This window comes from Leucobacter salsicius M1-8 (genome assembly GCF_000350525.1).
Lineage (GTDB): Bacteria > Actinomycetota > Actinomycetes > Actinomycetales > Microbacteriaceae > Leucobacter > Leucobacter salsicius.
Genome location: NZ_AOCN01000025.1, coordinates 18,487 through 44,196 on the forward strand (window position 1 = coordinate 18,487; position 25,710 = coordinate 44,196).

General features: G+C 60.3%; 27 protein-coding genes, 1 tRNA gene and 1 pseudogene. 16 read left to right on the top strand and 13 right to left on the bottom strand.

Annotation, left to right across the window (positions count from 1 at the left end; translation table 11 throughout):
• Positions 1-161: 161 nt before the first annotated feature.
• The gene (locus C795_RS17755; protein WP_017794009.1) at positions 162-299 is read right to left on the bottom strand and encodes a hypothetical protein; all 138 of its coding nucleotides are present in this window, start codon (positions 297-299) and stop codon (positions 162-164) included.
• Between the two features lie 392 nt (positions 300-691).
• Here C795_RS17755 and C795_RS0112060 point away from each other — a divergent pair, with 392 nt between their 5' ends.
• The 8 genes from C795_RS0112060 (at position 692) to C795_RS0112090 (ending at position 8,938) form a co-directional block, all read left to right on the top strand.
• The gene (locus tag C795_RS0112060; RefSeq protein WP_026139647.1) at positions 692-1,555 is read left to right on the top strand and encodes a MurR/RpiR family transcriptional regulator; all 864 of its coding nucleotides are present in this window, start codon (positions 692-694) and stop codon (positions 1,553-1,555) included.
• 30 nt (positions 1,556-1,585) lie between these two features.
• Positions 1,586-3,739, top strand: a complete 2,154-nt coding sequence (locus C795_RS17010) for an outer membrane protein assembly factor BamB family protein (RefSeq protein ID WP_083879271.1) — start codon at positions 1,586-1,588, stop codon at positions 3,737-3,739.
• Positions 3,736-4,650: a carbohydrate ABC transporter permease gene (locus tag C795_RS0112070; RefSeq protein WP_017794012.1), complete on the top strand. Its 915-nt coding sequence runs from the start codon at positions 3,736-3,738 to the stop codon at positions 4,648-4,650. The genes C795_RS17010 and C795_RS0112070 overlap by 4 nt, the downstream gene beginning before the upstream one ends.
• A 74-nt stretch (positions 4,651-4,724) precedes the next feature.
• Entirely contained in the window at positions 4,725-5,468 is a 744-nt protein-coding gene (locus C795_RS15995) for a carbohydrate ABC transporter permease (protein WP_083879287.1), read from the top strand.
• A 226-nt stretch (positions 5,469-5,694) separates the two neighbouring features.
• Positions 5,695-6,813, top strand: coding sequence for a type 2 periplasmic-binding domain-containing protein (locus C795_RS16000; RefSeq protein ID WP_017794014.1), 1,119 nt, complete (start codon positions 5,695-5,697; stop codon positions 6,811-6,813).
• A gap of 3 nt (positions 6,814-6,816) precedes the next feature.
• Entirely contained in the window at positions 6,817-7,905 is a 1,089-nt protein-coding gene (locus C795_RS0112085) for an ABC transporter ATP-binding protein (RefSeq protein WP_017794015.1), read from the top strand.
• Entirely contained in the window at positions 7,902-8,528 is a 627-nt protein-coding gene (locus tag C795_RS17015) for an HAD family hydrolase (protein WP_083879273.1), read from the top strand. Before C795_RS0112085 ends, C795_RS17015 begins: the two co-directional genes overlap by 4 nt.
• Positions 8,529-8,864: 336 nt before the next feature.
• Positions 8,865-8,938 (top strand) — tRNA-Met (locus C795_RS0112090).
• A gap of 546 nt (positions 8,939-9,484) precedes the next feature.
• Here the strand turns inward: C795_RS0112090 and C795_RS0112095 are convergent.
• The 3 genes from C795_RS0112095 to C795_RS17280 all read right to left on the bottom strand — a co-directional run bounded on the left by C795_RS0112095 (position 9,485) and on the right by C795_RS17280 (position 11,716).
• Positions 9,485-10,246, bottom strand: coding sequence for an ATP-binding protein (locus tag C795_RS0112095; protein ID WP_017794016.1), 762 nt, complete (start codon positions 10,244-10,246; stop codon positions 9,485-9,487).
• On the bottom strand, positions 10,243-11,478 hold the full coding sequence (gene istA / locus C795_RS0112100) for an IS21 family transposase (protein WP_269570028.1): 1,236 nt from the start codon (positions 11,476-11,478) through the stop codon (positions 10,243-10,245). The genes C795_RS0112095 and istA overlap by 4 nt, the downstream gene beginning before the upstream one ends.
• 82 nt (positions 11,479-11,560) lie before the next feature.
• Positions 11,561-11,716: a hypothetical protein gene (locus tag C795_RS17280; RefSeq protein ID WP_157487117.1), complete on the bottom strand. Its 156-nt coding sequence runs from the start codon at positions 11,714-11,716 to the stop codon at positions 11,561-11,563.
• 70 nt (positions 11,717-11,786) lie between these two features.
• On the opposite strand from C795_RS17280, the gene C795_RS0112110 reads away from it, so the two are divergent.
• Positions 11,787-12,188, top strand: a complete 402-nt coding sequence (locus C795_RS0112110) for a hypothetical protein (protein WP_017794019.1) — start codon at positions 11,787-11,789, stop codon at positions 12,186-12,188.
• A 112-nt stretch (positions 12,189-12,300) separates the two neighbouring features.
• Complete coding sequence (locus C795_RS17710; protein WP_269570020.1) at positions 12,301-12,432, top strand: hypothetical protein; 132 nt, start codon at positions 12,301-12,303, stop codon at positions 12,430-12,432.
• Positions 12,433-12,464: 32 nt separating this feature from the next.
• On the opposite strand, the gene C795_RS0112125 is transcribed toward C795_RS17710, so the two are convergent.
• Entirely contained in the window at positions 12,465-13,865 is a 1,401-nt protein-coding gene (locus C795_RS0112125) for a TrkH family potassium uptake protein (RefSeq protein WP_017794022.1), read from the bottom strand.
• A 122-nt stretch (positions 13,866-13,987) separates the two neighbouring features.
• On the opposite strand from C795_RS0112125, the gene C795_RS16670 reads away from it, so the two are divergent.
• Positions 13,988-14,596, top strand: coding sequence for a hypothetical protein (locus tag C795_RS16670; RefSeq protein ID WP_017794023.1), 609 nt, complete (start codon positions 13,988-13,990; stop codon positions 14,594-14,596).
• Between the two features lie 22 nt (positions 14,597-14,618).
• Positions 14,619-15,992: a Na+/H+ antiporter NhaA gene (gene nhaA, locus C795_RS0112135; RefSeq protein WP_017794024.1), complete on the top strand. Its 1,374-nt coding sequence runs from the start codon at positions 14,619-14,621 to the stop codon at positions 15,990-15,992.
• Between the two features lie 176 nt (positions 15,993-16,168).
• On the opposite strand, the pseudogene C795_RS16010 reads toward nhaA, so the two are convergent.
• A pseudogene (locus C795_RS16010) lies at positions 16,169-16,399 on the bottom strand (arsenate reductase/protein-tyrosine-phosphatase family protein); the annotation flags it as partial.
• Positions 16,400-16,510: 111 nt separating this feature from the next.
• Here C795_RS16010 and C795_RS0112145 point away from each other — a divergent pair.
• Positions 16,511-17,524, top strand: coding sequence for a DinB/UmuC family translesion DNA polymerase (locus C795_RS0112145; protein ID WP_083879275.1), 1,014 nt, complete (start codon positions 16,511-16,513; stop codon positions 17,522-17,524).
• Between the two features lie 19 nt (positions 17,525-17,543).
• Here the strand turns inward: C795_RS0112145 and C795_RS17285 are convergent, their stop codons facing one another.
• Together C795_RS17285 and C795_RS17875 are read right to left on the bottom strand one after the other, a co-directional pair.
• Positions 17,544-17,867 (bottom strand): hypothetical protein, encoded by a 324-nt coding sequence (locus C795_RS17285; protein WP_157487118.1) that lies wholly within the window; start codon positions 17,865-17,867, stop codon positions 17,544-17,546.
• Positions 17,868-17,892: 25 nt separating this feature from the next.
• Positions 17,893-18,117: a helix-turn-helix transcriptional regulator gene (locus C795_RS17875; protein ID WP_017794027.1), complete on the bottom strand. Its 225-nt coding sequence runs from the start codon at positions 18,115-18,117 to the stop codon at positions 17,893-17,895.
• 169 nt (positions 18,118-18,286) lie between these two features.
• On the opposite strand from C795_RS17875, the gene C795_RS0112155 reads away from it, so the two are divergent.
• Both C795_RS0112155 and C795_RS16675 read left to right on the top strand, forming a co-directional pair.
• Positions 18,287-19,390, top strand: a complete 1,104-nt coding sequence (locus C795_RS0112155) for a hypothetical protein (RefSeq protein WP_157487119.1) — start codon at positions 18,287-18,289, stop codon at positions 19,388-19,390.
• Between the two features lie 176 nt (positions 19,391-19,566).
• Positions 19,567-20,859: a hypothetical protein gene (locus C795_RS16675; RefSeq protein ID WP_017794030.1), complete on the top strand. Its 1,293-nt coding sequence runs from the start codon at positions 19,567-19,569 to the stop codon at positions 20,857-20,859.
• 86 nt (positions 20,860-20,945) lie between these two features.
• Here the strand turns inward: C795_RS16675 and C795_RS0112170 are convergent, their stop codons facing one another.
• The 5 genes from C795_RS0112170 to C795_RS16680 are packed head-to-tail and all read right to left on the bottom strand — an operon-like array spanning position 20,946 to position 25,139.
• Positions 20,946-21,443, bottom strand: coding sequence for a hypothetical protein (locus C795_RS0112170; RefSeq protein WP_017794031.1), 498 nt, complete (start codon positions 21,441-21,443; stop codon positions 20,946-20,948).
• A gap of 18 nt (positions 21,444-21,461) precedes the next feature.
• Positions 21,462-21,980: a hypothetical protein gene (locus tag C795_RS0112175; RefSeq protein ID WP_017794032.1), complete on the bottom strand. Its 519-nt coding sequence runs from the start codon at positions 21,978-21,980 to the stop codon at positions 21,462-21,464.
• Between the two features lie 24 nt (positions 21,981-22,004).
• Positions 22,005-22,928 carry a hypothetical protein gene (locus tag C795_RS0112180; RefSeq protein ID WP_017794033.1) on the bottom strand — a complete coding sequence of 308 codons (924 nt, stop codon included), beginning with the start codon at positions 22,926-22,928 and terminating at the stop codon, positions 22,005-22,007.
• 20 nt (positions 22,929-22,948) lie between these two features.
• Positions 22,949-23,914 carry a hypothetical protein gene (locus C795_RS0112185; RefSeq protein ID WP_017794034.1) on the bottom strand — a complete coding sequence of 322 codons (966 nt, stop codon included), beginning with the start codon at positions 23,912-23,914 and terminating at the stop codon, positions 22,949-22,951.
• 52 nt (positions 23,915-23,966) lie between these two features.
• The gene (locus C795_RS16680) at positions 23,967-25,139 is read right to left on the bottom strand and encodes a hypothetical protein (protein WP_020380567.1); all 1,173 of its coding nucleotides are present in this window, start codon (positions 25,137-25,139) and stop codon (positions 23,967-23,969) included.
• Positions 25,140-25,265: 126 nt separating this feature from the next.
• On the opposite strand from C795_RS16680, the gene C795_RS0112195 reads away from it, so the two are divergent.
• Positions 25,266-25,643 carry a hypothetical protein gene (locus C795_RS0112195; RefSeq protein ID WP_157487120.1) on the top strand — a complete coding sequence of 126 codons (378 nt, stop codon included), beginning with the start codon at positions 25,266-25,268 and terminating at the stop codon, positions 25,641-25,643.
• Positions 25,644-25,710: the final 67 nt, after the last annotated feature.

Consider the following 25,710-nt stretch of genomic DNA (forward strand, 5'->3'; position numbering starts at 1 on the left):
GGATCGCCGACCGGGCGCAGCGCGGATCGGGTAGGTCAGTCGCCTCCGGCGATGTTGACGAGCCACGAGGTCCCGAACCGGTCGACGCACATCCCGAACTCGTCGCCCCACGGCTGTGGGTCCAGCTCGACCGTCACTGTCCCTCCGTCCGTCAGCGCCTGTCAGTAGCGGCACAGCTCCTCGGCGTCGTCCCCGCCGAGGCTGACAGCGAGGTTGTTCCCGGTCCGCAGCGTCTCGCCCGGCAGCATGTCGGCGGCCATCAGCGTGAGGCCGGACTCTGTTTCCAGCTGGCCGTGCATGACCTGGTCGTCGGTGCCGTGGTCGTCGGTGCCGAAGTCGCCGAATTAGTTGATCGTGAGTTCGCCGCCGAACACGTCCTGGTAGAACGCCAGGGCTGCCGAGGTCTAAGTACGTACGCCTAGTAGGAACGAAACTACTACTACGGGCATCGCGATGCTCAATACGCGCAATCAGTAACTCGTCATTGCAGCTAAACGGGAACAGCGAGTTGTTGCACTGGCAGACAGGAGCCCCCTCAGTCGAAAGTGATCTTAGCTTAGGGGAGTTGACGGGCTAGTTTGCGACATTCAGCTTCGGATGAAATTTTCAACCAAAGAAGATCTTTGAAACATTAATTCACAGTTCACCCTGGGGACAGATTCAGTTCTCTGTTGGTACCTAGATTGAATCCGTGCCTACAACACCAGAAACACAGCAGGTTGCGCTCTTAGAACAGATCCGCGCCGCAGGGTTAACATTCACCAAGGCCGAGAGCCGGGTTGCCGAAGCCATTGTCAGTGACCCTCACATGGTGCTGCGGGCATCTGTCTCCGAACTTGCACAGGAGGCTAGGACTTCACCAGCGACAGTTGTGCGGATGTGTGCAGTTATCGGGCTGAGGGGCTTCCAGGATTTGAAAATCACGCTTGCGACGCAACTCTTCTCGACCCAGAAACGACTGCACATGGAGATCGATTCTCAAGACGATGCGGACGCGGTGCTCACCAAAGTAGTTCATTCCTCAGAGATCGCGCTTCAACGTGCATCGTCGTCCTTGGATGGAAGAACCTTTGAAGACGTCGCCCGTCGAATCCTCTCGGCGCGTAATGTCCTTTTTGTTGGCGTGGGAACCTCTGCGCCCTTGGCTCAAGACTCGGCCTATCGGCTGGCCTCTCTCGGAGTAAGAGCGACTTTTAGCCCTGATGTTCACCAACAGCACGTTTCAGCAAGGATGCTGGAACCACATGACTTGATGCTTGCAATAAGCCATACGGGGTCAACGCTCGAAACGCTTGCGTCGGCAAGGGCTGCTAAAGAATCGGGCGCAACGACGGTATCGCTTACGAGCTTTCATTCCTCACCGCTCACAGAGATTGTCGATTTTTCTCTCGTCGCGGGTGCACCGGAAACGTCATACCGCGTCGAGGCAATGACTAGCCGCATAGTCCACCTCGCTTGTCTTGACGCCCTCTATGTGTTCTTGGCTCGCCTGAGTGAATCCAGTGAACGTGCGCTTGCGCTCACGGAAAGTGTGCTCATTGAGCACCGAATTTAACCACTATTCAACGCTACAACTGGAGACGATATGTACGGCAAAGTAGTCGATCAACAAGGGGAAGGCATAGGCTCAATCGCCGTCAGTAATGGTCGAGAAGTTGTGTTGACCTCGACAACTGGCGAGTTTAGCCTGGAATTAGTAACACCGTTTGTCCATGTCTCGACGCCTGCTGGAAAGCGAGCTCAGAAGTCCTGGGTTGTCGCCACAGAAGACCACGAGTTGACGTTTGTACTTGAAGAATGCCCCCAGTCACTGCCTTTTGAGTTCGTTCACATCACTGACACTCATATGACGCTTCCGGGCGTCGAACAAGATGACTGGGGAATGTACAAGGAAGGTGCATTGCCGCAGCAGATCATCGATTTCCTCGAGAGTCTCCCCACGAGGGCACCAGATTCTCAGGCCGTGTTTATTACCGGTGATCTCGTTGACAACGGTCTGCCAGAGCAATTCGAAGAGTTCCGCAGAGTGCTCACTCACAGCCCAGTTCCTACCTTTGCCGTTCCTGGAAACCATGACCACATGGCGAGTGGGCACGAGACCGTCCTTACCCGCAATAACTACCTCACGAATTCAGGTACACCTGACCTCTACGAAAAACACATGGGGCCACGCTGGTACTCCTTCAATGTGCCCGGGCTGCATGTGGTTGCCATGGACTGGCACAGTCATGAACTCGGTATCGATCATGAACTTCAAAATGCCTGGTTACAGGAAGACCTTGCGGCAGTCCCGGCTGGTTATCCCTGGCTGCTTCTGTTTCACGATCAGCCGGGAAGCTCACTGCTTGAGCACGCACCATGGCAGCCAGTAGCGACCCTTTCTGGGCATTGGCACACGTCACGGGTCGTGCAAGTCGATGAGACTCTTCACATCAATACCCCGGCAGCTTTCTTCGGGAACCTTGACTATTCCCCACCCGCTTTCAGGCGAATCGAATGGGACGGGGAAGCGGTTCAGCTTCACACCGAACTCACAACCTGGGACCAGACTCCGGGACTCATTGAGAGACTCGGAGGATCGACATTCCGTCCACTCGGAGAGCGAACTCACACGAATGAGCCGTCAGCGACAAACTGGGTTGCAGATCTAGCAGGGGCAGGGCACAGGCAGAGCATCTCTGTCCACGGCGAGATGCTCTTTGCCGCAACGCAGCTTGAGGACGAAGCTCGTGGCATGATTGAGGCTTTTGACTCCGATGGAGGGGAACTGAAGTGGTCAACCACGCTTAGCGCTGCTGTAAAGGCCACACCAGCGGTCTGGAACGATGTCGTTGTTGTTGCGGATGTGTCGGGAGCGACGCATGGGTTGGACCGAAGCTCCGGGGTCATGCTCTGGACTGTGCCCTCTTCGGACCCACTCCGGAGATTCGCATGGAACCCTCCTGTTGTAGCAGATGGTGTTGCCTACCTTGGCGATGCTTCTGACCTTCGTGCGATTGATGTGTTAACAGGGGAAGTTGTATGGCGTCGAACGGATCTGTCACCTCACCACAACTTGGTGAATCACGCTGCACCACTGGTGATCGGCGATTTGCTTGTCATTGGACTCTGGCCCACTCCGGAGCATCCAATTGGTCTCGACCGCAGGACTGGCGAATCGGTGTGGAGTAATCCCGAGCTTGGCGAGGATCCTTTCTCTTCGGTGAAGCAACTGCTTATGATCGGAACTGCAGCAGCTGATTCTTCGCGCGGTCAAGCAATTATCCCTGCGTTCAATCAAACCGTCGTCGTGCGCGTGGCAGACGGTACTGTTGCCTGGTCGACGCCACACTCAGGCGGTTTCAGTCCCGGGACGCCGCTCGTGACACCTCTCGGATACATAGCCACCATCGCTGGTCAGGGCCTTCGATGCCTTGACCCTGTATCTGGTGACGTGATCTGGGAGCTTGAGATCCGTGGGGAGGCGCCGTTCCCGGTGCGCTCGTACACCAAGGTCTCGGACCCCACATTTGCCCCGCCGCTCTTCGTGGATGGGCTACTCGTGCTGCCTGGTTTGGATGGCAAAGTACGCCTCATCACGGGTGAAGGACGGTTGCTTGGCGACGTTCAATTTGGCGCTCCATTTGCAAGTGAGTTTGTTAGGAGCGGCGACAGCCTTATTGGGCTTGACGTCACTGGAAGCATGCGAAGTATTTCTGTACGAGCGTTGCTGGAGTCAGTAGGGTGTGAAAAGCCATGATCGTCGCAGAAAGCCGGCGTCAGTCGCGCCAGTATGTAAACAGTGTGAAGGCTGAATCGGTGTTGCCGATCCTGCTTGTCACTCCAGCAACAGTAGGACTTGCCCTGTGTGTTGGTCTCCCGACGCTCTTATCGTTGGTAGGAAGTTTCTTCTCGATTCCGCTGGTCCCTGGTGCTCCGTGGCAATTCGTTGGCTTCGACAATTTCGTGTTCGTATTCACTGACGACGCTGTATTGCAATCGATCGTGAACACGTTTGTCTACTCGGCGCTCACGATCGTTCCGAGCCTTGCAATCGGTCTTGGTCTTGCGCTCCTTGCGAACGCGGTTGTCAAAGGCAGAGCACTTGTACGCACACTCCTGTTTTTGCCGATGACTGCGAATCTAGTTGCAATGTCGGTTGTCTTCAATTGGATCTTCTCGTTTAACGGCGGCTTTGTAAATCAAGTCCTTGGTCTACTGGGAGTTGCGCCAATCAATTGGACCGGGGATAGTCAAACCTCACTTCTCACTGTTGCAATGGTGGGCGTCTGGCGTACCGCATCACTCACAATGATGATCTTTTTTGCGGGCCTGGCGACTATCCCAACATCCATAGATGAGGCGACAAGATCCGATGGTATCCGCGGGCTAGTGAGGCTCACAAAGATCACTCTTCCGCTGATAGCCCCGACTGTCGTATTCGCTTCAGTTATGGCAGTGCTGAATTCTGTTCAAGTCTTCGAATCGATCAACATAATGACGCAAGGTGGTCCCCTTGGATCCAGCGAGACCGTTCTGACCATGATCTGGAAGCTTGGATTTGAGTACTTCGAGCTCGGACGTGCATCTGCGTTGTCCTTCGTGCTACTCGCCGTACTTGTCCTCTTAGGCGTGCTTCAGCGCCGCACGCTTGCGGGGGGTGTCAAATGACCCGAGCCTCAAAGGTACTGCTAACGCTTGTTGTACTTGCAGCTGTAGCCGTCGCAATCTTCCCATTCTATTGGATGATCCGTACTTCAGTTGCGGCTCCCTCTGAGGTGCTGAGCGGGGGGTTAGGCTTCTTCCCTGAAACGGTAACACTCGAGAACTACAAGAGAGCATGGGAAGATGGAGCCCTAGGGCAATCCATCATCGTCGGTCTCGCAAATGTGTTCGGGATTCTGGCTCTCCAGCTAGTGACCTGCATTCCTGCTGCATACGTCCTTGCTAAGGTTCCCCGACGCTGGGGCCGGGTCCTTCTGACGTTTGTGCTGGCTGGCCTGCTCGTTCCCACCCAAGTTATCTTGGTCCCACTATTCATTGGCGTAAATGCGGTCGGCTTGGCTGACTCGCTTGGTGGACTCATCTTGCCCTTCGCAACGAGCGCGTTTGGGATCTACATGCTGCGCCAACAAATGTTGTCAATCCCAGATACATTGCTCGAAGCGGCCAAAACGGATGGACTCGGCACAATCCGTACGCTCATATCGATTGTGATCCCGATGGCGGCCCCAGGCATTGCCGCGTTCTCGATCTTCAGTATTTTCGTGCACTGGAACGACTACATCTGGCCGCTCCTAGTGGCTCGCTCACCTGAACTGCGAACTCCACCGCTCGCTTTGGCCGTGTTTCAGCAGGCGGATGCTGGTATGGACTACACAGCTCTCACTGCTGGTGCCGCGATCGTGACAGCCCCAATCGTTCTCTTGTTCCTCGTTGCCCAAAAGCATTTCGTCCAGGGCATGAGTGGTGCAGAGAGCCCAAGCTGACCCGCTTTTCAAAGTTTGATTCATTAGTCAACGTTCTATCCCCCAAAGGAAAATCATGAAACGATCATTTCTGCCCCTCTTTGCTGCCTCAGCGGTAGCGGTAGGCCTCACTGGATGTTCTGCTACGACTTCGGCTCCTGAACGTCCTGCAGTGGCATCGGTTGCAGACTGCTCGCCGGAGGGCGTAACTCTCACGACTGCATACGCAGATTGGTCATCTGCCGCAATGGCGGTTGCGAAGACGAACCTTGAAGCTAAGTATCCTGGCTTGGAAATCCAAGATGGTGCGCTGGCGGTAGCCACATATGATGAGCTCACACAAGCAATCGTCGGGGACATCGCTGTGGGCAAGCGCCCTGATGTGATCATGTCGGGCCTTGGGCAACTACGCTTTTGGGTTGACACGTACCAGCCTTCCCCCATTGATCCGCAGGCCCTTGCCGAGACATATAGGACTGAGTTCCTTGCTCCGGGAACCGTGGACGGAACCTCCTATCTCGCGCCTGCCCAGATTTCTGCGCCAGTTCTTCTTGTAAATCAGTCCATGTTGGACGAAGCGCAGGCAGGCAGTGCGAGCGATATCAAGACCTATGATGACTGGCTTGCAGCTGCCACAGCTGTCAGCAATCATACGAAATCACCGTCGGTCACTGTGGCAACGACCGGGCTTGCCGATTGGTATGCGCAGTCTTTCGTTCAAGGGGCAGGTGCGAAGCTCGTCGACGAAAACGGAATGCCTGCTTTTGCGGGAGCGGATGGAAGTTCAGCGCTCAAAATCTGGAGCGAGCTGGCCAACGCTGAAGTTGATTCCGGTATCACGGATGACGCGCAGGGCATGGCTGCCTTTGGTGCACAGGAATCTGCATTCTTCATGTACACCACTTCAGCAATTTCGGCTGTGCAGGAAGCTGTTGGGGGGCGGTTCGAGTGGGTGCCGATTCCGGTTCCAACGCTTGATGGGGAAACTCACGCACAACCCGCTGGAGGAAACGGTTGGCTTGTTTTGAGTCAAGACTCATGTCAGGCGGCATATTCCAATGAGCTAGTGGGTGAATTGCTCTCAACGGAAGCTGTGCTTGCCGCGAGTGGTACTGAGTGGAGCTACATTCCTGTTGACGAGTCTGCGAAGGAGCAGCTTCTTGCAAGCGATGCTGCAACACCCCAGATGAAATATGCGTGGGATTACACGGGTGACCTCACCGAATGGGGAGGGTTTGCAGGATCAAACATCACAAAGGTAAATGATGTGTTCCGGACCATGGCGCAGAAGCTCCAGGCAGGCAAATCTGCACAGGACGCAATTGATGACGCTGCTGCAGCAGTTGAGTCACTTGTGAAGGAGTAACTCGTGGCCCACCTTTCCCTAACCGGAATTACCAAATCATTTGGCGACATCAAAGTACTTGACAACGTCACGATTGAGGCAAGTGACGGGGAGCAGCTGGCGATACTCGGCCCTTCTGGATCTGGAAAATCCACGCTGCTGAGAATTATTGCTGGACTCGAACAGCCAGATTCAGGCAGTGTACTTCTTGACGGAGTGGACCAAGCCGGAGTGCCCCCACACAAACGAGATACGTCAATCGTCTTCCAACATTTCGCGTTGTACCCGCACCTCTCAGCCATGAAAAACATCACTCTTGGGTTAAAACACGGTCTCGGGCTTAGTTCGGCCGAGGCTGATGCGAGAGCTAGTTCTCTCGCATCTCGTCTTCAGATTGAGCCTCTCTTGAGCCGAAAGCCCAGGGAAATGTCGGGCGGGCAGCGGCAGAGAGTGGCACTCGCACGCGCGCTGGCGCGTTCTTCTGGCACTGTGCTTCTTGACGAGCCGCTCTCAGGGTTGGATGCGCAACTTCATGAAACACTCCGTATGGAGATTGCGGGTCTGCTTCGTGATGAAGGGGCAACAGGTGTCAACGTGACGCATGATCAGCTGGATGCGATGGCTATGGCGGATCGCATCGTCGTGCTTAACCGCGGAAAGATCGAGCAGATTGGCACTCCAGATGAGCTCTACTCTGCTCCAAGAACTAGCTTCGTGGCGTCATTTGTTGGTTCGCCTGCGATGAATCTGCTCCCGTTGGCCTCGGACGGAAGCTCGGCCTTCGAAGGCGTCAGTTTTCCTGCCGGAACACGATTGATGCTTGGCGTTCGGGCGGAGGAGCTCACCCTGAGCAAGGATATGATTACCAGTCCTTGGGCCGTGCAAGGAACTGTGGGCCTTGTGGAGCCAGCCGGCCCGGATCGAGTCGTGAAGATTCACACCGCACGAAACGAGGACATTGCATTTCGGTGTTCGGTTGCTGAAACGCCACGTCTTGGCGAAAGGGTAACGGTCTTTGCCCGGCCTGGGTCTGTCTTGGCGTTCGACCTTGCTACTGGAGAGGCGATTCCGCAGCAGAGAATTACTCAAATCCTGAATGGAGTGGGCTCATGAAATTCAGCGAGGTCGTAATTCTCTTTGATTGGAATGGGACTGTGGCAAGAGATGTAGATAGAGCGCATGCTGCATTGAATCTTGCACTTACGTCCAGGGGTCTTCCTGCTCTCGACGCCCAACAGTTCGGTGAAGAGTTTCGGTTGCCAATGGAAACGATGTTTACACGGCTTAGGGTAGCTGATTGGAAACAGGCAGAAGCGGAATGGAACTCCTTTATGGAGCACAACAGGACTTCTCCGAGAGCAGGACTTCCAGCCCTTCAACAGCTCCACAGAGAAGGGGCTCGTATGGGAGTAGTTTCAGCAGCTAGTGAGAAGTCTGTTTGCAACGATATTGCTGAGTTTGGAATTGGGGAGGTCTTGACTAGTGTGGCGGCTCCGGTTGCTGACAAAGTGGCGTCCCTTCGGCAGCTTCGCGGTGATGAAGCTGTTGCAATCTATGTAGGGGACACTGCATATGACATGTGTTGTGCGGTAGAAGCTGGGTATATTCCAGTAGCAGTGAGTTCTGGGTACAGTCCAGTAGAAGTATTGGTTGCCTCCGGCGCGAATGTTGTGATCGACTCATTTGATGAATTTCCCGGAGTGGTTGCGAGCCTTGTGCAAGCTGCCGTGAGCTAGAGCCTTTATCTCAAGCGTCCTACACGTGCAGGTGGTCTTGACCGGGTCTTCTTGTCTTGCAATTAGCGTCCTGAGTCAAGCCCGGCAGAAGTGAAATCAAATGCACGATCGGCGGCGAACGGATTAAATGTGGACAGAATCCAAAAACCCCGATCTGCAAATTCGTCTTTGAATAACGTGGGACCCATGGAAAGCATCGAGAGCTATGCGCAAAACGTGAGAAGCGGTCTTGCTGAGAACGCCTGAGCAAAACTCGCGGCACTTCCATGTTGAGGAAGTGGTCGCCAGTTCAATCCTGGCTCGGGCTCTGATTCTTTTAATCTTCGGCTCGAGTATGGCTGAGTAGCTCAGCTGGTTAGAGCGCACCACTCATAATCGTGAGGTCGCGGGATTGAGTCCCGCCTCAGCTACTGGAGTCGCAACGAAACCCCCGGTCTTGCCGGGGGTTTCGTTGTAGATGCGGAACCCTGGTGGTATTTCACGCAGCGCTGATGCAGGTTCAAAGGTGCGGTTCAATCGTTTTTTGTTTACCTACAGTCTGGACCGACCTCCACGGCCGTTGCTGTTGTGCTGTACGTGCTTCTAAAGCTGCCTAGATTGCAGTGTGTGCACATTTTATGTACACGCCGGGCTGTTCTGACGTCGCGCCCTTTCCGCCAAGGTCAAGCTGCCCTCTGCCAAAAGAAGGGTGTGCTGGTCTCGCCGCGAATTGCAGCTCCGCGCATTGTTGACGTCGCCAAGCCTTGTAAATGGGTTGTAGGAATAGCCGGAAATTGGAGAACCTCGAAAGCTCTAGAGAATACGCAAGAAGCAGGATAGGTTTTTAAAAGGCTTTTGATTTATTGGGAGGAGCAAGGCTTGATTGTGTTTAGCCGGTGCATTGGGAAGCGTTGATGTAACGATCGGGAAGTGCGAGCGCGCGTACCTGGAAGCGGTTGCGCGCTCGCACTTTTGGCTCAGTTGGCGGTGTCGTCGGCGAGGTGGCGGCGCATGTTGGGGCCGCCGAGTTGCACGAGTTCCGCGTTCGAGACGATCCGGTTCAGAATTGACTCCGCGATTACCGCGTCGTGGAGCGATTTGTACCAGTCTTGCGGGTCGAATTGCGAGGTCACGACGGTCGAGCCTCGTCCCTCGCGGGCGGCGAGGATGTTGAGGAGTTCGGCCGCGGTCTCGCTCGTGATCGGGGTCGTCAAGAAGTCATCCAGAACGAGCACGTCACACGAGTGGAGTGTTTCAAGGAACCGGAGCCTTGCGGGGTCGTGATGCTGGTAGACGGCGAGTTGGTTCGCGAGGTCATCGAGCCGATAGTAGGCGGCCGTGTAATCGCGCCGGCATGCCGCGTTCACCAGCGCCTGCGCGAGATACGATTTGCCCACGCTTGATGAACCGAGAATGAGGAGGTTTGTGGTCTGCTCGATCCATTTGCAGGCCGCGAGTCTCGCGACAACGTCTCGGTGAAGGGTGCGCCCGTCGAGGTAGCGGATGTCTTCCACACACGCGGCGGGGTTCGGAGTGCGGGAAGCTTTCAAGAGTTTCAGCATTCGGCGTTCGCTCCTTGCGGCGGTCTCTTTCTCGAGCGCATGCTGGATCTTTTGCGAGAAGGTCCATTCGTCGCAGGCGGGGTCGTTCGCGATCTCGATCACCGCTTCCCCAAACGCCGTCATTCGGAGCTTGGTGAAGAGGGGCATGTCATCGGTGGTGAGGTGGAGGTCGATCATGACGCGTCTCCCGTCTCTTTGCGGGTGAGGGCGTCGAGACTGAATGCTTCCGCGCCTGCGAGGTAGGCGCCGCTGGTATCCCGCCCAGTCGGCCTGACCGGCGCCGGCGTTGATGTTCTGTCAGCTGCTGGAGTGCTGCGCGGCCGTTCATCTTGTTCAGCACGAACCGCAGTCAGAGCATGTTTCACCGCGGTGTAAGTGATCTGTCGGTACTCGTCGGTGATGAGCCGGGTACAGGCCTGCTCGAGGAGCATGCGGTTGCCGCTCTTTCCAAGATCAAGGATATTCATGCAGGAGCGGAAGCCTTGCGCCTCGATCTTTCGCCCATCGAGCAGCCGCTCGATCGCGACGACGGTGCTAGGCCCGACCTTGGCTGCCTGTCTCGTGAAGTAGGCACGTGTCCAGAGCCCGGTTGTGTCTGTCAGATGGGCGGGCGCATGCTCGGGATTCGTGACGTACCCGTTCTTTCGCACGCCGAGCTGATGCATGGCGATCACTTCAGCCGCAGCGAGAACCTCGAGCTGGGTACCGATGATACGCACGTCGACGGTGAGCCCTGCGAATTCGTACGGGACCGAGTATTTGATGGTGTCGATCTGGATGTGCCAGTCCCGATGTACTTTCGCTTTACGCCACACCACCGGCTCCCACCTGTGTTCCGGGAGATCGAGAAGCTCTGCGCGTTCGAGTTCCTCGAACCAGTCGCGGCGGCTGCGTGATTCGCCCCGGAACGGCACTCGAGAGTTGATGACCTCGACCTGCTCAGCTATCGCAGCGTTCAGGTCATCCAGGGTGACGAACACTCGGCCTTCCAGAAAATGGATCACCCAGTTCGTGACGACCTTCACCCCAGCCTCGACGTTGCCCTTATCGCGGGGTCGGTAGGCGCGGGCGGGGACCGCAGCAGTCTGGTGATACTCGAGGAACTCGGCATAGGCCGGGTTCACCTCCCGCGCACGCGAACTACTCGAGATCTGGTTCGATGCCGTCGACGCGTTATCGGGCACTACGATCAGAGGGACACCACCGAGGAACTCGAATACTCGCCGGTGACACTCAAGCCAGGCCGGCATCTTCTCGTCGAGGGTCCCGTACGCGAACACGAGCCCCGAATACGGCAGCGTCGCAACAAACACTGACACTTTCGTGTGCTGCCTCGTGATCGGATCAGTCAGGCGCATCGGGGTGCCCGCCCAGTCGACCTGCATCACCCGCGAAGGTGAGGTAGGGATTCAGCTGAGTGGTCATGAACCGATGCTAAAGGGCGGCCCGTTCGAAGTGCAGGGGCAGTGCTTCCCGCCGCCTGAGCGGCGCTCAGCCCCGCGTGCCCTCGAACGGGTTGACCAGGCTCTGCACCCCCGTGCTGCGGGCAGACGAATGCGATCCTCGCGCCGAGCTCGTCGTGTAGCCGTCGTCCGTGGGCACGTGCACGGGCACGCCGTCGACGCTGCCCTGCTCTTCATACTCCATGCCCATGACCCTATCCGTCGGGCCTGGGCGACAATGGAAGCACCACGAGCACGCCGAGAGAAGCAGCCCCGTGACCGACCGTATCTACTACGAGGACCAGGCCGACTGGTCTGCCGAGGACTACTACGCCCTGTGGCGGTACTTCGACCGCCTAGCCGAGTACGTCGGCCCCACCCCTGCGCAGGCCCAGCGCCCCGAGCACCGGTCGTCCAGGATCCAGGCCAAGAAGACCGGCGTCCGCGACAAGGAGCTCAGGGCGATCGACCTGGCCAGGATGCCCCCGGAGAGCAGGTCGCTACTCAAGGCGGTGCTGGTCTCCCAGCAGCGCTACGCCCTCGCGCTGTCGAAGTTCCCGAACCTCGACGCGCTGGAGCGGATCGAGCGCCCTCCGCGCTTCCGAGGGCTGGAGCAGTACCCGGCGTCAGTCTGGGTCGCGCTAGATGAGTCCCGCGAAGAAGAGGAGCGACCATGACGCATCACCAGTTCAACTGGTCGTCGACCCCGAGTGCAGCCTCGGCTACAGCGAGGCGCAGCTGCGCGAGCATCTCGGCAGCAGATATCCCGCCTTCGAGGAGCACATGCTCATGAAAGCCCACCCTGTGTGCTCAGGTCCCCGTGACGCGGTTCCGAGCATTGGCCCCGCCCGCACGTGCTACACCGCCCACGGGCAGGTCTTCTACGTGCACGACGTGATCCGCTTCGTGGAAATGTACTAGTCGGGCGCTTCGTCGGACGACGCACGCTGTGCTCAGCCGATGATGGGCCGCTCATCCGGCAGGCGGTACAGCTCTCTGCTCTGTCTCACGGCGAGCGCCGAGGCCAGGGCGATGGGTCCAACTCGCCCCATGAGCATGAGCGCGGAGAGCACGTATTTCCCGAATGCGCCGACTTCGGATGAGATCCCCACGGATAGTCCGCAGGTGGCGAAGGCAGAGATGGCCTCGAAGAGGATCCGGTCCAGGGTCGCCTCGCTCACCGTCGTCAGCAGCGCCGTGGCTGCCAGGACGAGGGTCGCGCCGAGGAAGACGACGCTGATGGCCAGGCGCAGCGTGGCGTTGGGGATGCGCCTGCCGAGCGCGTTGGTGTGCTCAGTGCCTTTCGCTTCGGCCCAGATGGCGAGGAAGAGCACGGCGAGGGTGGTGACCTTGATTCCGCCGGCGGTGGAGCCGGAGCCGCCGCCGACGAACATGAGCGCGTCGGAGAGCAGCATCGTCGTCGGCGTCATCGCCTCGGTGTCCACGATGTTGAACCCGCCCGAGCGCAGCATCGCCGAGGCGAACAGCGCGTGGCCGATCTTGGCGTACCAGGGCTCGTTCCCGATCGTCTGGTCGTTGGTCCACTCCGTGCCGCACCAGGCCAGCGCGCCGAGAGCGAAGAGGACGCCGGTAGTGATGAGGGTGAGTTTCGTGTGCAGTGTCCACTTTCGCCTGGTCCACTTCACGCGGATGAGGTTGAGGAAGACGGGGAATCCGAAGCTGCCGACGAAGACCCCTAATGCGAGCGGGGTGAGTATCCAACCGTTGCCTGCGAACTGCGCGATCCCGCCGGTGTGGGAGGAGAAGCCGGCGTTGGCGAATGCGGAGATCGAGTAGAACACTCCGTGCCACAGGCCCTCTCCGAAGGATCCCTCGGCGACGATGAACGCGGGGATGAGGATGAGCATGAGCGCGCCCTCGATGACGAGGGTCGTGAGCACGACCACGCGCAGCAGACGCCCAACCGTCCCGATGCCGTCGGCCCCGATGCTGGACTGGGCGAAGACGCGCCCAGAGATGCCCAGCCTGCGGGTGACCATCATCGCCAGCAGCAGGGCGATAGTCACCACCCCGAGCCCGCCGGTCTGGACCGCGGTGAGAATGACGGCCTGCCCGAACATCGACCAGTGATCGCCCGTATCCACCGTGGTGAGGCCGGTGACTGTGACGGCGGAGACGGCCGTGAACAGGGCGTCGGGCAGCGCGGTGGCCCTCCCGTTCGCAGAGGAGATCGGCAGGGTGAGCAGGGTGGTGAACAGGGCTGTGGCCAGGCCGAAGACCACGATGGCGATCCGGGCAGGGGCGTGGCCTGCGATGTAGCGCAGGCGCGCGGCGAGGCGGTGGGCCTTCCCCTGAATTTGCTCGAGGGCGATGCGGCCCGTGCGTGTGTCCATGGTTGCCCCCGAGTCATCTTCCGCCTCCGAGATTGGAGATGGGTCGACCAGACTTCCCGACACGCCGGCATCGACTCTACTCCCGGCGAACAGAACTTCGAAACTCGCGACGTCGGCGAGGCGTGGATCAGCGCACCCGTGACGGCGTAGAGTTGGTGCTCGTCGTCCGGTTCACGCTGGGCGACGAGGTGTGCCGGGAAGACTGGTCGGCGGCGAAGATCGACCAGACCCCGGAAGGACCACCCGTGACCGCCTCTGCTCTCGTCCGCGGCGACCCTATGTCACTGCTCCCCGCGGAACAACTGGCCGATGGGGAACGCCCGCGAGGCCTGCTCTGGGGCTTGGATCTGTCTGCGTGCCGCTCCCGCACCGAAGGGCGTGCGACACGGCACGCGGGCGTGGAAGGGCTGAAGGCCTGTCTCGATGCTCACCCGAGCGTGCGCCGGGTATGCCTGGCCGTGCTGCGTCCTGAGGGCCTACCCGCATCGCTGCGGGTCCGGGTCCCGTCGGGGCTGGCGACCCGGCTGCACGCCGATCTCGAGCGCGACCGTGCGCGCGACGTGCAGTGCTTGACGCTTGACCTTACCGGCTGCCGGAACCCGGAGCTCCTCGCCGTCCGCCTCGAGGAAGTCTTCGCCTCCCCTTCGGGCTTCTGGTCGGACCTCACCATCGACTGGGAGACCTTCCCGGCATCCCCTTTCGACGATCTCGTCGCTGCGGCGATCCTCTGACCACCTTCATCGTTTGGACTCTATGACTTACTCTCCTCGTACATTCCCCGGCTACGGCAGCTTCGCCGAGGCCCGCCGCGTCGCGTCCCTCCTGCGCAAGGAGACCGTCGGCGGCATCCTGCTTGTCATCGCCGCTGCCATCGCGATCGTCTGGGCGAACACTCCCTTCGCGGAGAGCTACTTTGCCCTTCGCGACATCGAGATCGGCTACGAACCCTGGCACCTGCGCCTGAGCCTCGGGGCATGGGCGGCCGACGGACTGCTGGCGATCTTCTTCTTCCTCGTCGGCCTCGAGCTCAAGCGCGAGTTCGTCGCTGGAGACCTGAGGAAGTTCTCCACCGCGATCGTCCCGATCGCCGCTGCGTGCGGAGGCGTCGCCGTGCCCGCGCTCTTCTACGCACTGATCGTGCGGGGCGACGCGGAGCTCTCGCACGGCTGGGCGATCCCGACGGCGACCGACATCGCTTTCGCCGTCGCAGTCCTCGCGATCATCGGCTCGCATCTGCCCAGCGCCCTGCGCATCTTCCTGCTCACTCTCGCCGTGGTCGACGACCTCCTGGCGATCAGCATTATCGCGGTGTTCTACACCGATCACATCGAGATCGTCCCGCTCGTCGCCGCGTTCTCGGTCATCGCCGTCTATGGCTTCCTCGCACAGTGCTACCGCGAGTTCTTCGGCCTGAAACCGCTAGCCGCCTGGCTAATCCTCCTCCCGATCGGCGGGATCGCCTGGGCGCTCATGCACGCCTCGGGCATCCACGCCACCATCGCCGGAGTGCTGCTCGGGTTCACCATCCCCGTGCTGCATCGTGCCAGCGCCCAGGAGAAGGTGCGCGAGAAGTCGGGGCTCGCCGAGGAGTTCGAACACCGCTTCCGACCTCTGTCCGCAGGCTTCGCCGTGCCCGTGTTCGCCTTCTTCGCCGCCGGAGTTTCCCTCGGAGGAGCAGACGGCATCCGGGAGGCCGCCCTGCACCCAGTCACCCTCGCCATCGTCGCCGGACTCGTGCTCGGCAAGCCCCTGGGCATCGTCCTCACAACCTGGCTGGTGACGACGCTCGGACGAATCCGCCTGGACCCGGCGCTGCGCTGGGTCGACATGGCCGGCGTCGGCCTGCTCGCCGGGATCGGGTTCACGGTCTCGCTTCTCGTCGCCGAGCTGAGCTTCGCACCGGGGGCGGCGGCCCACGACTACGCAAAGGCGGCGATCCTCGCCGCGTCGGTGATCGCCGCCGTACTGGCAGCGATCGTGCTCGGCATCCGCAACCGGCAGTACTGGCGAATCGGAGAGCGTGACAGCGTGGATGACGACGGCGACGGTGTCCCCGATATCTACCAGCAGGAGGAGAGGCGGGACGAATGGTTCAAGCCCGGTCCGGGCGCGCGTCGTCGAGAGTGATCTGTGCGGCGTACTGCGCGTCGCTCACCCACTTCCACGTGGCACGAGCTCCTCGCGAAAATGGCCCAGGTGCGCGACCGGCCCACCGAATGAGGTCATGCCGAGCTTCGCGAACGCCCAGGACACTTCGCCGACGCGACCGCGCTCGGACGAAGGATAGGAGCCCTCTATGGGGTTCACTGCGCGATCAGGTCCGCGAGAAGTGTTTCGATACGACCCTCGATCTCGTCGCGGATCGGGCGCACTGCATCGATGCCTTGCCCGGCGGGGTCGTTGAGTTTCCAGTCCTCGTAGCGCTTGTCCGGGAAGAACGGGCACGCGTCGCCACAGCCCATCGTGATGACGACGTCGGAATCCCGCACCGCCTTGGTGGTGAGCACTTTCGGCTGCTCGGCGGTGATATTCACCTACCAAGCTCAGGCAGGCCCGCCAACACCCTTCACGCGTGACCTCCGCATCATCGACGAACGATGCGCGAAAAGTGCACTCTTCAATAATCGGACTTACCAGTAGAGATCATCGGGCGGTACAGCGCCTGGCAAGAGGTGTACTCGATCGATGAGAGCTTCGTCGGCCTGCGCGGTACTCCGGCTGAGCTGGAGCAGATCGGACGAGAGATTCGGCGTGAAGTTCGGCAACTCACCGGCGTACCCGTCCGGGTGGCGATGGGGGCGACCAAATCGCTCGCTAAGGTAGCCGCTCTCGGAATCAAGCGCACGCCGGATATGGAAGGCGTTCTTCATCTGGGGCGCTACGGCGAAGAGCAGATGGCTCAAATCCTTGACAGCATCCCGGTGACTGACCTCTGGGGCATCGCTGGGCGGACAGGAAAGCGGCTGGCTGCAATGAATGTGCGCAGTGCGCGTGACCTCCGCGACCTCGATCCGAAGTGGGCGCGGAAGAAGTTCAACGTGAATATGGAGCGGATCACCTTGGAGCTGCGCGGTAACTCTTGTATCCCGCTAGAAATGGTGCCGCCGAGCGTGAAGGATCAGCTGATCTTTAGCCGCAGCTTCGCCCAGAAGATCACGACCGAGCCCGAGATGGAGCAGGTCATTTCGCTGTATGCGCAGCGAGTCTCAGCCCGTCTCCGAGCACAGGGATCGCTCGCCGGCCACCTCTCCGCGTGGGCAATGACCGGCTGGGCGGACGAAGGAACCGTCCCGCACTCCGCGCAGGCATCAGTCGGGCTCAGTGTTCCGACCGACGACCCGATCACGCTGACGAAGGCGGCGCGTGCGCTGCTGCCGAAACTGTTCCCGCACGATGGCATTAGGTACGCCCGAGCGGGGGTAGTGCTCACTGACTTACGGCAGGCCGACGGGGTGCAGCCGCTCCCGCTCTTTCAACCCGAGTTCGAGGGTCGCGGCGTGGGGCAAGCCCTCGATGTAATCAACCGAAAATTCGCCACGACGGCGGTCGGGGTCGGCCTCGGTGGGATGAAGGCACCGCCCGGCTGGGAGATGAAGCGAGAGCTGTTGAGCAAGCGGTGTCTCACGAGTTGGGACGAGCTGATGGTCGCTGCGGCATAGATAGGGGAGCGGGAGCAATTTATGCAGATGGTGGTAAGTAGTCATCCCATAATTCGGCGAGACGCTCGCTGCACCATTCCCGGACAAGCATGTGCTCGGAAGGGTCACGCGTAGATGCGATTTCTGTCGCTTCCCGAGTAATGAGGTCATAAACGGTGGTGCGCTGAGATGTGCCGGTAGACATGTCGTGATCCTCGATCACGTGTACTGCCATCGCATCAGCCAGGATCTCCGCTGCTTCGCTTAGGGGTTCAGTCGGGAGGATGACCGTTGCGAGTCGGCGGGCGTGACAATGTATCGCCTCGGATATTGAGGTCGTGATTTTTGTTGATTCGATAGTCATGGCTATCGAATGCGCGGTCCCAGGATCAGTCCGTGAGGATCCCACCAAGAAGCTCGTCGTAGGAAACTTCGAGCGCCTGACCGATGCGGAGCCAAGTCTCGAGACTGCCGACTACGTGGCCTGCTGCGATACCAGCAACGGTTCGGCGTGAGACTCCAGCCTCGAGGGCGAGTTGATCGAGAGTTAGCCCTTTCTGGGCACGGAGGGACGCAAGTCGATCTCTGAGCGCTAGCTGCGCTTCCTCCTTCATGCGACCCCCACTTCATCTCGCTCGCCTCCAATAGTCGCACATTTGATTCACACCCAAACACAGAAGTGCAAAGGGTTGCACTTCTTGGGTATTCTCAGATTACATGCTCGGCAGCGTGACGCTCACGCAAAGCTGCCAGGGGAGCCGAAAACTGATGCAAAGGATGCTAATGGCCGGCAAAAGTCCATCGATGTACGATCTCGCGTTCTCTACCAATGCGAATGCACGGGCGCATACGCGGCTCGCTGGTGCAACCGTCGGAGCCGTGGTTGGGCAATCAGTGGCGCAAGGACGAAATCATAAAGAAGCAATGGAGCTCGCACAACAGCAGAATGAGCTGATCGAGGAGGGCTTTAGTCAGATTGTCGAAAAGCAGGAAGCGCAAATTGCCAATCAGTACTCGATGATCAATAACCAAGCAGTGCAAATACGAGCTCTTGAAGCTATTCATCAAGGGTTGGAGAAAATCGATCATCGTCTCATTGAGAACGGCCAAAAATTAGACTCCATAAACAGGGGGCAATTCGCGCAATGGAGACAAAGCGATGAAGGGCGACTGTATCTCAGCTGGGAGCGTGCAGCGCTAAAGGTGTTGAGGGTACGAGACTACCGCGACGCAATCGTCGATGAATTACCCGGAAGCCTCTGGGAGGATGCCGCGATTGGGGAGAGGCCGCGAGTTCTGAAAGAGATCGTGCCAGCGAAACCAAAGCTAAAACGTGAAACGTCTAAGTCTGACCGGGTCCTGTGGTTAGTTGGCGCCGTCGCGGCTGTCGTTGTGGCGTTGGCGGTAAGTAGATGGAGTATGGGGATGTGGGGTGACGGGTTTATCGGATCGGTCGCCTCACTCGTTGGCTGGGCAATCACTCTTGCCCTCGTTGTCACTACCATTGTCTGCGTGATCACTGCTTTTGCGTTGGGTGGCGCTGACCGTAAGCACAACACTGTGCAACTTGCTGACTACGAAAAGGCCGTGGCGGAGGCAGAACTTCATAACGCAGAACGAGATCGCGCCATCGTCCGATTTCGAGAATGGGATGCTCGACGAGTGGAGCTGGAATCAAGGATCGGCGTGGGTTATGGGATGTCGATTGATTGGATGTCCAAGGAAGATCGCAATTATTTCGAACAGGTAGAAGATATCGTGATGACGAGTCGTGACCTCTACCCCGCACCAGACATGCTTCCGGTTCTCTACCTTCCCGTTGCCAGCGGAAACCCGCGAACACAGGTGGGAGCGGCGATGCTTACGTTGAATGAGGCTTCGAAATGACACTGGGTAACCATGACGATTCAGAGTTGGACGAAGACTTTTACGATGACGAAGCTGCCAGTCGGGGCGCGGCGGGCCCTGTTAGGGATGAGGCAGGAGCTGTAGCCTCGCACCTGGCTACTCGGGCTGACGTTTCCGAACCCAAGCCCCGTTCAAGGAAAAAGATTGCTCTCCTCGTGGCTGGTGGGGTTGTCGTATTAGCAGCCGTCGTCGCAGTGGTTGGTGGCCCGAAGCTGATGCACCAGCAACAGGTTGATGCGTACACTTCGGCTATCGAGGCCACAAATGCCGTAAACATCAAGGCGTTCGAGGCACAGGTTGAGGCTTATCAGCTTGACGCTCTCACAGCGTTCCAGCTGGCTGAGGCGACGGAACTGCAGGAAGACATTGCAGCCCTCAGCAAGGCCGACAATTCCGTAATCGGCGAGAAGCAGACGAAGGAGCTCAGCGCGGCCGCAGCGAAGCTGTCGGAGGCACTGCCCAAGCTCGACGACGACCAGGCAAAGTTCCTGAAGGAAATGGACGCCTGGAAGAAGGGCGCAACCAAGGAGCAGCTCGCAGAACTTCCCGCACAGTGGATCGGGGCTCTGCCCGAACAGGCCTGGCCGGTCGCCGAGGCGCCGGAAAACATATACGCGGTTGAGACTGTCGCTGCAGACCAGGTCACGAAGGCCGAGGTTCAGGCGGCGGAGAAGCTGGCGCAGGGAGCCAAGTCGAAGCTCGATGCCGCCAACACGCTCCTGGCCGATGAACAGCAGCAGAACGACGCCGTGCTCGACGCGGTGGCTGGAGCTCTCCCCGCGCTGAACAGCGCTGCGAAGTTGCTACCGGCTCAGGCCAAGGAAGTCGTCGCGGCCCAGGCTAAGGCAGGCGACGCTGGCGCCAAGGTGACGGCCGCAGCCAAGGCCGCCGGCGATGTAGCCAAGGCGGAGGCGTTCACTGATGAGAAGGGTGCCATCACCCCGAAGTCGAAGGACTCCAAGGGGGACACTGTGACCCTGTCCGAAGCTCACCGGACGCAGATCACGGTGAACCGCATCCAGGCGTACGTCACCGCTGCCACTGCAGCTACCCAGGCACACGCGAACGCGGTGGCCGCAGAGCAGGCTGCGGCCGAGGCTGCGATCGCCGCTGAGCAGGCCGCGCAGTACGGCGGCGGCTACTCAGACTACGGTGATGGCGGCAACGGCTGGACCGGCAACGGCGGCTCAAATGGTGGCGGCGGCTGGACTGGCTCAGGTGGCTCAGGCGGCGGCGGCTCCAGTGGTGGAGGTGGAGGTGGCGGTGCCGGCTCCGGCGGTGGAGGTTCAGGTGGTGGCGGCTCCGGTGGAGGAGGCTCAGGCTCAGGTGGTGGCGGTGCTGGCTCCGGTGGGGTCACCTGCCCGCCGCCCCCTGCTGGATGGTTTCCCGATGGTGGAACCAACGGTGGATGCCCGACCTACTCGCCTCCCACTGATGAGTGGGGATAAGCCCTAACTACTAGCCCGCGGCTGAAACAATAAAAGCCCCGCTGACTCAGCATGACTCAGCGGGGCTTACAGCCGTTAACCCACATTCACATACCTGTGCGGACGAGAGTGACCGTGCCGCTCTGCGGGTGGAGGCTGCCAGTGAGCCGCTGCTCGACGGTCTCGTCGTCGTACGGGTCGGGGCCGGAGGCAGTGGGCGAACCAGCCGTCCAGTAGACGTACCCGTCCGCAGCCCATTCGTCGCGGAACTGGATCTCGCCGAGGTCAGTGCCGGTCACCTCGAATGCACCGCGTGGGTCACAAACGAACTGCTCGCCCAGCCCGCCACCTATGCGGGTAATATCCATGCGATCGCAGGCGTCAGCGAGCTGCTCCCACGCAGATTGCACCGCCTTCTGGTCTGCTGCGGCCGGCGAGAACGGTGTGCCCTTACCAGGCGCTGGCTCGCCGGGTGCTACGTCGCTACCGGAGGTCTCGGCGGGTGATGTTGGGGCAGTTTGGTCGGGCGCCGCCGATTGCGAGCAGCCAGTAAGGGCGATGCCGGCGAGCGCCACGGCAGCGAGGGTAGGGTAAATCTTCTTCATGGTCGGTCCTTTCTGTTCTCAGTTGAGAGATTTGAGCGCGCCGGTTTCGGGGTCATACAGCCCGCCGGCTCCGGAGACCGGGTCGCCGTTCTCGCCGGTCAGCTCGTAGCCTCCGGCAAAAATAACGAAGCCGCCTTTGTCGTACTCATGACCAAGATTTGCGGTGTCGGTGGGGGAGACGGTGTAGCGCTTGGCATGCTCGTTCTCCGAACCGTCGGGGCACTGTAGATCGCCGTCCCACGAGACAACCTCACCGCAGCCAAGCTTGTCTGCCAGCGCAGCTTCGAGCCGGTCGTAGTCGGCCTCGGTCGGGACGTAGATTGTTCCTTCAACGCCCGGGTAAAGCGTCTCGGCATACTGCCGGATCGAATCGGGGTGCGCTGCCTGGCGCGTCACGCCGTCATCGGTCTGCTCGACCGGGGTGTCCGGGGAGCCGGTAGGTGGTGCAGCGTCGCCGGTCGAGCATCCTGCGAGCAGAAACGTAGCTCCGGCGATGGCCGCTGCGGCAAGCAAGCGGCGGGCGGGTTTTGAGGACATGTTATTTCCTTTCATAGGGCGGTTCTAGGCACCGAAAAGCTGCTCGAAGAAGCCCGGTGTGGGGCTGACCGGCGCAACCGGCGCTGGCTCCGCCACCGCGCGTTCGAATCGCGGTGCCGCGTGGAGGCCGGGGATCGCAGCACGGGAGTCATAGCCCTCGGAGTAGTCGCAGAGCGCCCAGCCTGATGGGCGGCGGATCAATGTCACAGTGCCCGCTCCGTGCGGCGGGCGGACAACGAAGGTGCTCCCGACCTGCGTAGAGCGGCGTCCCCGCTTCGCAACCTCAGCCTCGGCAGCGATGGTCTGGCGGTGGAGCCACGCCCCACGGTCGTGAGGTGCAGTTTCTGCGGGTGCCATCCCCGCCTCGGCGAGAGCGGCTGAAAGGGCCTCAAGATTCACCGGATTAACCAAGGGCGCGACGAGCATTGCTTTCTCGTGAGCGATGCGTTCCGCCTCCCGGGCGGCGCGTATCTCGCCGGCCGGTGTCGCGCCTGGCCTGGACCACTCGGGATGCTCCGTGAGCAGTTTCTGGGCGAGTGACTCGCGGGCTGTGATCCCGGTCGAGAAGTCGCGGAGGTCGTATTTTTTACCGTGGGGCGCTGCTTCAACCAGCTCGGCGTACTGGTCCTCCGCCTCGCGAACGGCCTCCTCATACGGCTCACGCGCATCAGCGAGAAGCTCGCGGTGGCGGCGCAGCATTTCCTGCCGCGGCGTTGTGTCGGTCTCTGGTTCGGCCCCAAGCTCAGCGATCACCTCTGCCTCGCGGTCGGCCATCGCGCTGTGAGCGAGACGGCCCCGAACAAGCGCTGCGTCAAGGGCTGCGCCACGCTGGGCGAGGCTACCGTCGGTGCGCTCGATAGCCGCGTGGATAGCCTCCGTGGCGGCGGTGACGGCTTGCGCAGTGTGAGGTGTGCAGCGGCGGCCGCCGCGTGATTTTGGCTGGCACATTTCAGTTCATTTCTCCTTGGTTAGGCAGCGCAGCCGGCGTCGTGGATTTGGCGGGCGGCGGCGTCGGATTCTGGTGTGATGGTGTACTCGTCGCTGGTGGTGGCGTCGAGTTGTGCGCGGTCGGCGCCGAGGTAGAGTTCGGCGTACGAGTGAGTCACGGCTTCGAAACGGTCGCCGGCCTCAGGTGGGTTGGCGGTGCCACAGCGCTGGAAAATCATTTGATGCGCGATCTCATGCCGGATCGCCGCATCGAGGTAGGGGTCAGTGGCCTCGGTGCGGCCGTCGATTATGAAAATTTCAGGGCCGCTCTCGGCGCAGACCAGGGCTGCCGCCTGATCGGAGACCGGGTAGCCGCCGCAGACTGTTGCTGAAGGTGAGATCTGGTGAACGGTGAAACCTGCATCCGTCGCGAGCTTCTCCGCGGCGGGGCGGTACGAGCCGGAGCTGTCCTGTGCTGCGGGCGTGGATGCAATCTTCTCTTCGATAGCGACGATGTCGGCGGTGCGATTTAGCTCCGCCTGGACAGGTCTGACTGGCCCGAGGCTGATCCGCGGTGTGTTTGTAGCACTGAGCGCGTAGAACTGCTCGAGCAAGGTTTCTGCCGCGGCATCGAGGTCACCTCGCCAGAAGGGCCGATCTCCCTCTGCTTCTGCCAACGCCTTCTCTGGCTCAGCGAGTAGATCGTCATACTCTGCAAACTGATCGATCGCACGGTCAACCGCCACATCGAGGTCGGCGCGGGATGCGGTCTGCGCGAGCGCACCCGGTTGAGAAGCGCGGTCGAGGATTGCCTTTGCCTCCGTGAGATCTTTGGCAGCGGTGTCGCGCTCATTTTGGACAGCCCCGACCTTCTCGGCGAGCTTCGTGTGCGCCTCATCAAAAGCGACGGCGCTTTGGTTGTGCTGGTGGAAAATCACGCCCGTCGCCGCCGCCCCGGCGATGAGCGCACCGGTTACGGCGATGGCGACTGACGTCTTCTTTTTCATAGGTACCTCCTGTTATCGAATGCGCGGTTATTAGGACTGTGTGGGAGAGGCGTTAGCCGAGGATGAGGCGGGCCATATCTTGGCCCGCAGCGTCGCAGCCGTAGGTTGCGCCTCCGGTGTAACCCCAGCCGTTGGCGATGCAGTCTGCGGCGGTTTCGGCCGCGTCGCTGATTGAGCGGTAGGTGTATCCGGCGGGCCAGAGGCGGTCGAGTCGCTGGTCATTGAGAACGTGCGCGGCTTCATGAGCTGCCACGTAGCCACCGGCAGGCGTGCACCAAAAGGCATCGTCGGTGCCGGAGGACAGCGTCGCCGTGTTGTCGTGCGCGAAAAGCATGACCTGACCGGCGCCGGCCATTCCGTAGACCCCGAGGTCGGCCCAGACGACGCGTGCCCCGGAGAGCGACGCAACAAGCCCCTCGGCCTGCGCCCGGCAGCTACCGCCGCCACCGTTACCGACGTTCGCAGTCTGCTGCGGAGCCTGTGGCGCGTACTGCGGCTGCGCGTCGGCTTCGGCTGCCTGTGCTGCGGCAGCTGCCGCTTCCTCTTCTGCTGCTTGTGCGGCGGCTGCTGCCGCTTCTTCCTCGGCTGCCTGTGCGGCTGCGGCGGCTGCTTCTTCCTCGGCGGCCTGTGTGGCTGCTGCGGCGGCTTCCTCCGCGGCCTGCTTGTCTGCTGTGGCCTTCTGTGCGATCTCCGCGCGGACGGTGTCGGTGATCTCGCTGAGGTCGGTCTTGCCCGTGGTGACGGTTTCGGCGCGGAGATCATTGAACGCCGCGGCGAGGTCGTCAGCCTGTGCGCCAACTACGTGGGGGAACCATGAGGTGCTGTCCTTATTGGCGTTGGCCTTCTTGGTCACGGTGGTCTGCTCGTCGAGCGCCACGAGCTGTGTCTCTGCATCGGCGATGGCCTGACGGAGGCCGTGGAGGCCGTTGTTCTCCGGGAGCGCACCCTTCTTGCCAGCCTGCTCCGCCACCTTCTCTGCGTCAGCGATCTGCTCCGCGAGAGTCGCCCGAGCGGTCTTGGCAGTGTCAAGCTGGCCGGCGATCTGGCTGTGGACGGTGGCGACGCGGTCGGTCTGTGCGGCGTGCGAGGCGACCAGCTGCGGGACGCCGATGGCGGCGCTCGCGACGAGCGAGGCGGTGGCGACGTAGGCGACCGATTTCGTGACGCGGTGGCCGGCGTAGTAGCGCGCGGCCTGGCGAATCTCGGAGAGGGTGATGATGCTCATGATGTGACTCCTGGTGTCGTGTCGGAGATATGTAAGCGTTCGCTTGTAATAAATATTCAAGCAGGTCCATTATTAAATTGCAACCGTCCGCTTGTAAATCTTTGGCGAATCTGAGAAAATTTCGACATGACCCCAATCACGCCTGCCCAAAACCCCGATGATCCGGAGGTGCCCGGCCCAAACGGTGCGCTACTGCTCCATAAGCTGACGGGAGGAAAATACTTCTCGACCGAGGACGTTTGCGAGGAGCTCAAAATCAAGCGATCCGTACTTAATGTCCTCACGCACGAGCAGACGCATGGGGGGCGGGGGTACGGAGAGAGAGGCACCGATGGTGAGTGGGAGCAGAAGCTACCACTTTCCGAGCGCGCCCAATTGCTTCCGGCGCCAATAGGGATCCTCCTGCGGACGCAAGTTTGGCGAGGTGAGGAGATTCGCGCCATCAGGGACGAGTTTTTGGCGCTCGCTCCGAAGCGTGGTCGGCGTGCGAAGGCTGATGAATAGCGCGCAATAATCCGCGCGCAGAATTGCGAAAGCCCCCGATTGGTCGTCGGGGGCTTTCTGGTCTTTG

Bases quoted from the DNA above. Each gene is read 5' to 3' on its own strand.
- C795_RS17755 (WP_017794009.1), bottom strand. From the start codon at position 299: ATGCACGGCCAGCTGGAAACAGAGTCCGGCCTCACGCTGATGGCCGCC.
- C795_RS17710 (WP_269570020.1), top strand. From the start codon at position 12,301: ATGAAAGCCCACCCTGTGTGCTCAGGTCCCCGTGACGCGGTTCCGAGC.
- C795_RS0112070 (WP_017794012.1), top strand. From the start codon at position 3,736: ATGATCGTCGCAGAAAGCCGGCGTCAGTCGCGCCAGTATGTAAACAGT.
- C795_RS0112155 (WP_157487119.1), top strand. From the start codon at position 18,287: ATGGCCGGCAAAAGTCCATCGATGTACGATCTCGCGTTCTCTACCAAT.
- C795_RS0112195 (WP_157487120.1), top strand. From the start codon at position 25,266: ATGACCCCAATCACGCCTGCCCAAAACCCCGATGATCCGGAGGTGCCC.
- C795_RS17875 (WP_017794027.1), bottom strand. From the start codon at position 18,117: ATGAAGGAGGAAGCGCAGCTAGCGCTCAGAGATCGACTTGCGTCCCTC.
- C795_RS0112185 (WP_017794034.1), bottom strand. From the start codon at position 23,914: ATGAAAAAGAAGACGTCAGTCGCCATCGCCGTAACCGGTGCGCTCATC.
- C795_RS0112095 (WP_017794016.1), bottom strand. From the start codon at position 10,246: ATGATCGACCTCCACCTCACCACCGATGACATGCCCCTCTTCACCAAG.
- C795_RS15995 (WP_083879287.1), top strand. From the start codon at position 4,725: ATGATCCGTACTTCAGTTGCGGCTCCCTCTGAGGTGCTGAGCGGGGGG.
- nhaA (WP_017794024.1), top strand. From the start codon at position 14,619: ATGACTTACTCTCCTCGTACATTCCCCGGCTACGGCAGCTTCGCCGAG.
- C795_RS17010 (WP_083879271.1), top strand. From the start codon at position 1,586: ATGTACGGCAAAGTAGTCGATCAACAAGGGGAAGGCATAGGCTCAATC.
- C795_RS0112125 (WP_017794022.1), bottom strand. From the start codon at position 13,865: ATGGACACACGCACGGGCCGCATCGCCCTCGAGCAAATTCAGGGGAAG.
- C795_RS17280 (WP_157487117.1), bottom strand. From the start codon at position 11,716: ATGGAGTATGAAGAGCAGGGCAGCGTCGACGGCGTGCCCGTGCACGTG.
- C795_RS16680 (WP_020380567.1), bottom strand. From the start codon at position 25,139: ATGAGCATCATCACCCTCTCCGAGATTCGCCAGGCCGCGCGCTACTAC.
- C795_RS16000 (WP_017794014.1), top strand. From the start codon at position 5,695: ATGGCGGTTGCGAAGACGAACCTTGAAGCTAAGTATCCTGGCTTGGAA.
- C795_RS0112170 (WP_017794031.1), bottom strand. From the start codon at position 21,443: ATGAAGAAGATTTACCCTACCCTCGCTGCCGTGGCGCTCGCCGGCATC.
- C795_RS0112175 (WP_017794032.1), bottom strand. From the start codon at position 21,980: ATGTCCTCAAAACCCGCCCGCCGCTTGCTTGCCGCAGCGGCCATCGCC.
- C795_RS0112180 (WP_017794033.1), bottom strand. From the start codon at position 22,928: ATGTGCCAGCCAAAATCACGCGGCGGCCGCCGCTGCACACCTCACACT.
- C795_RS17285 (WP_157487118.1), bottom strand. From the start codon at position 17,867: ATGACTATCGAATCAACAAAAATCACGACCTCAATATCCGAGGCGATA.
- C795_RS17015 (WP_083879273.1), top strand. From the start codon at position 7,902: ATGAAATTCAGCGAGGTCGTAATTCTCTTTGATTGGAATGGGACTGTG.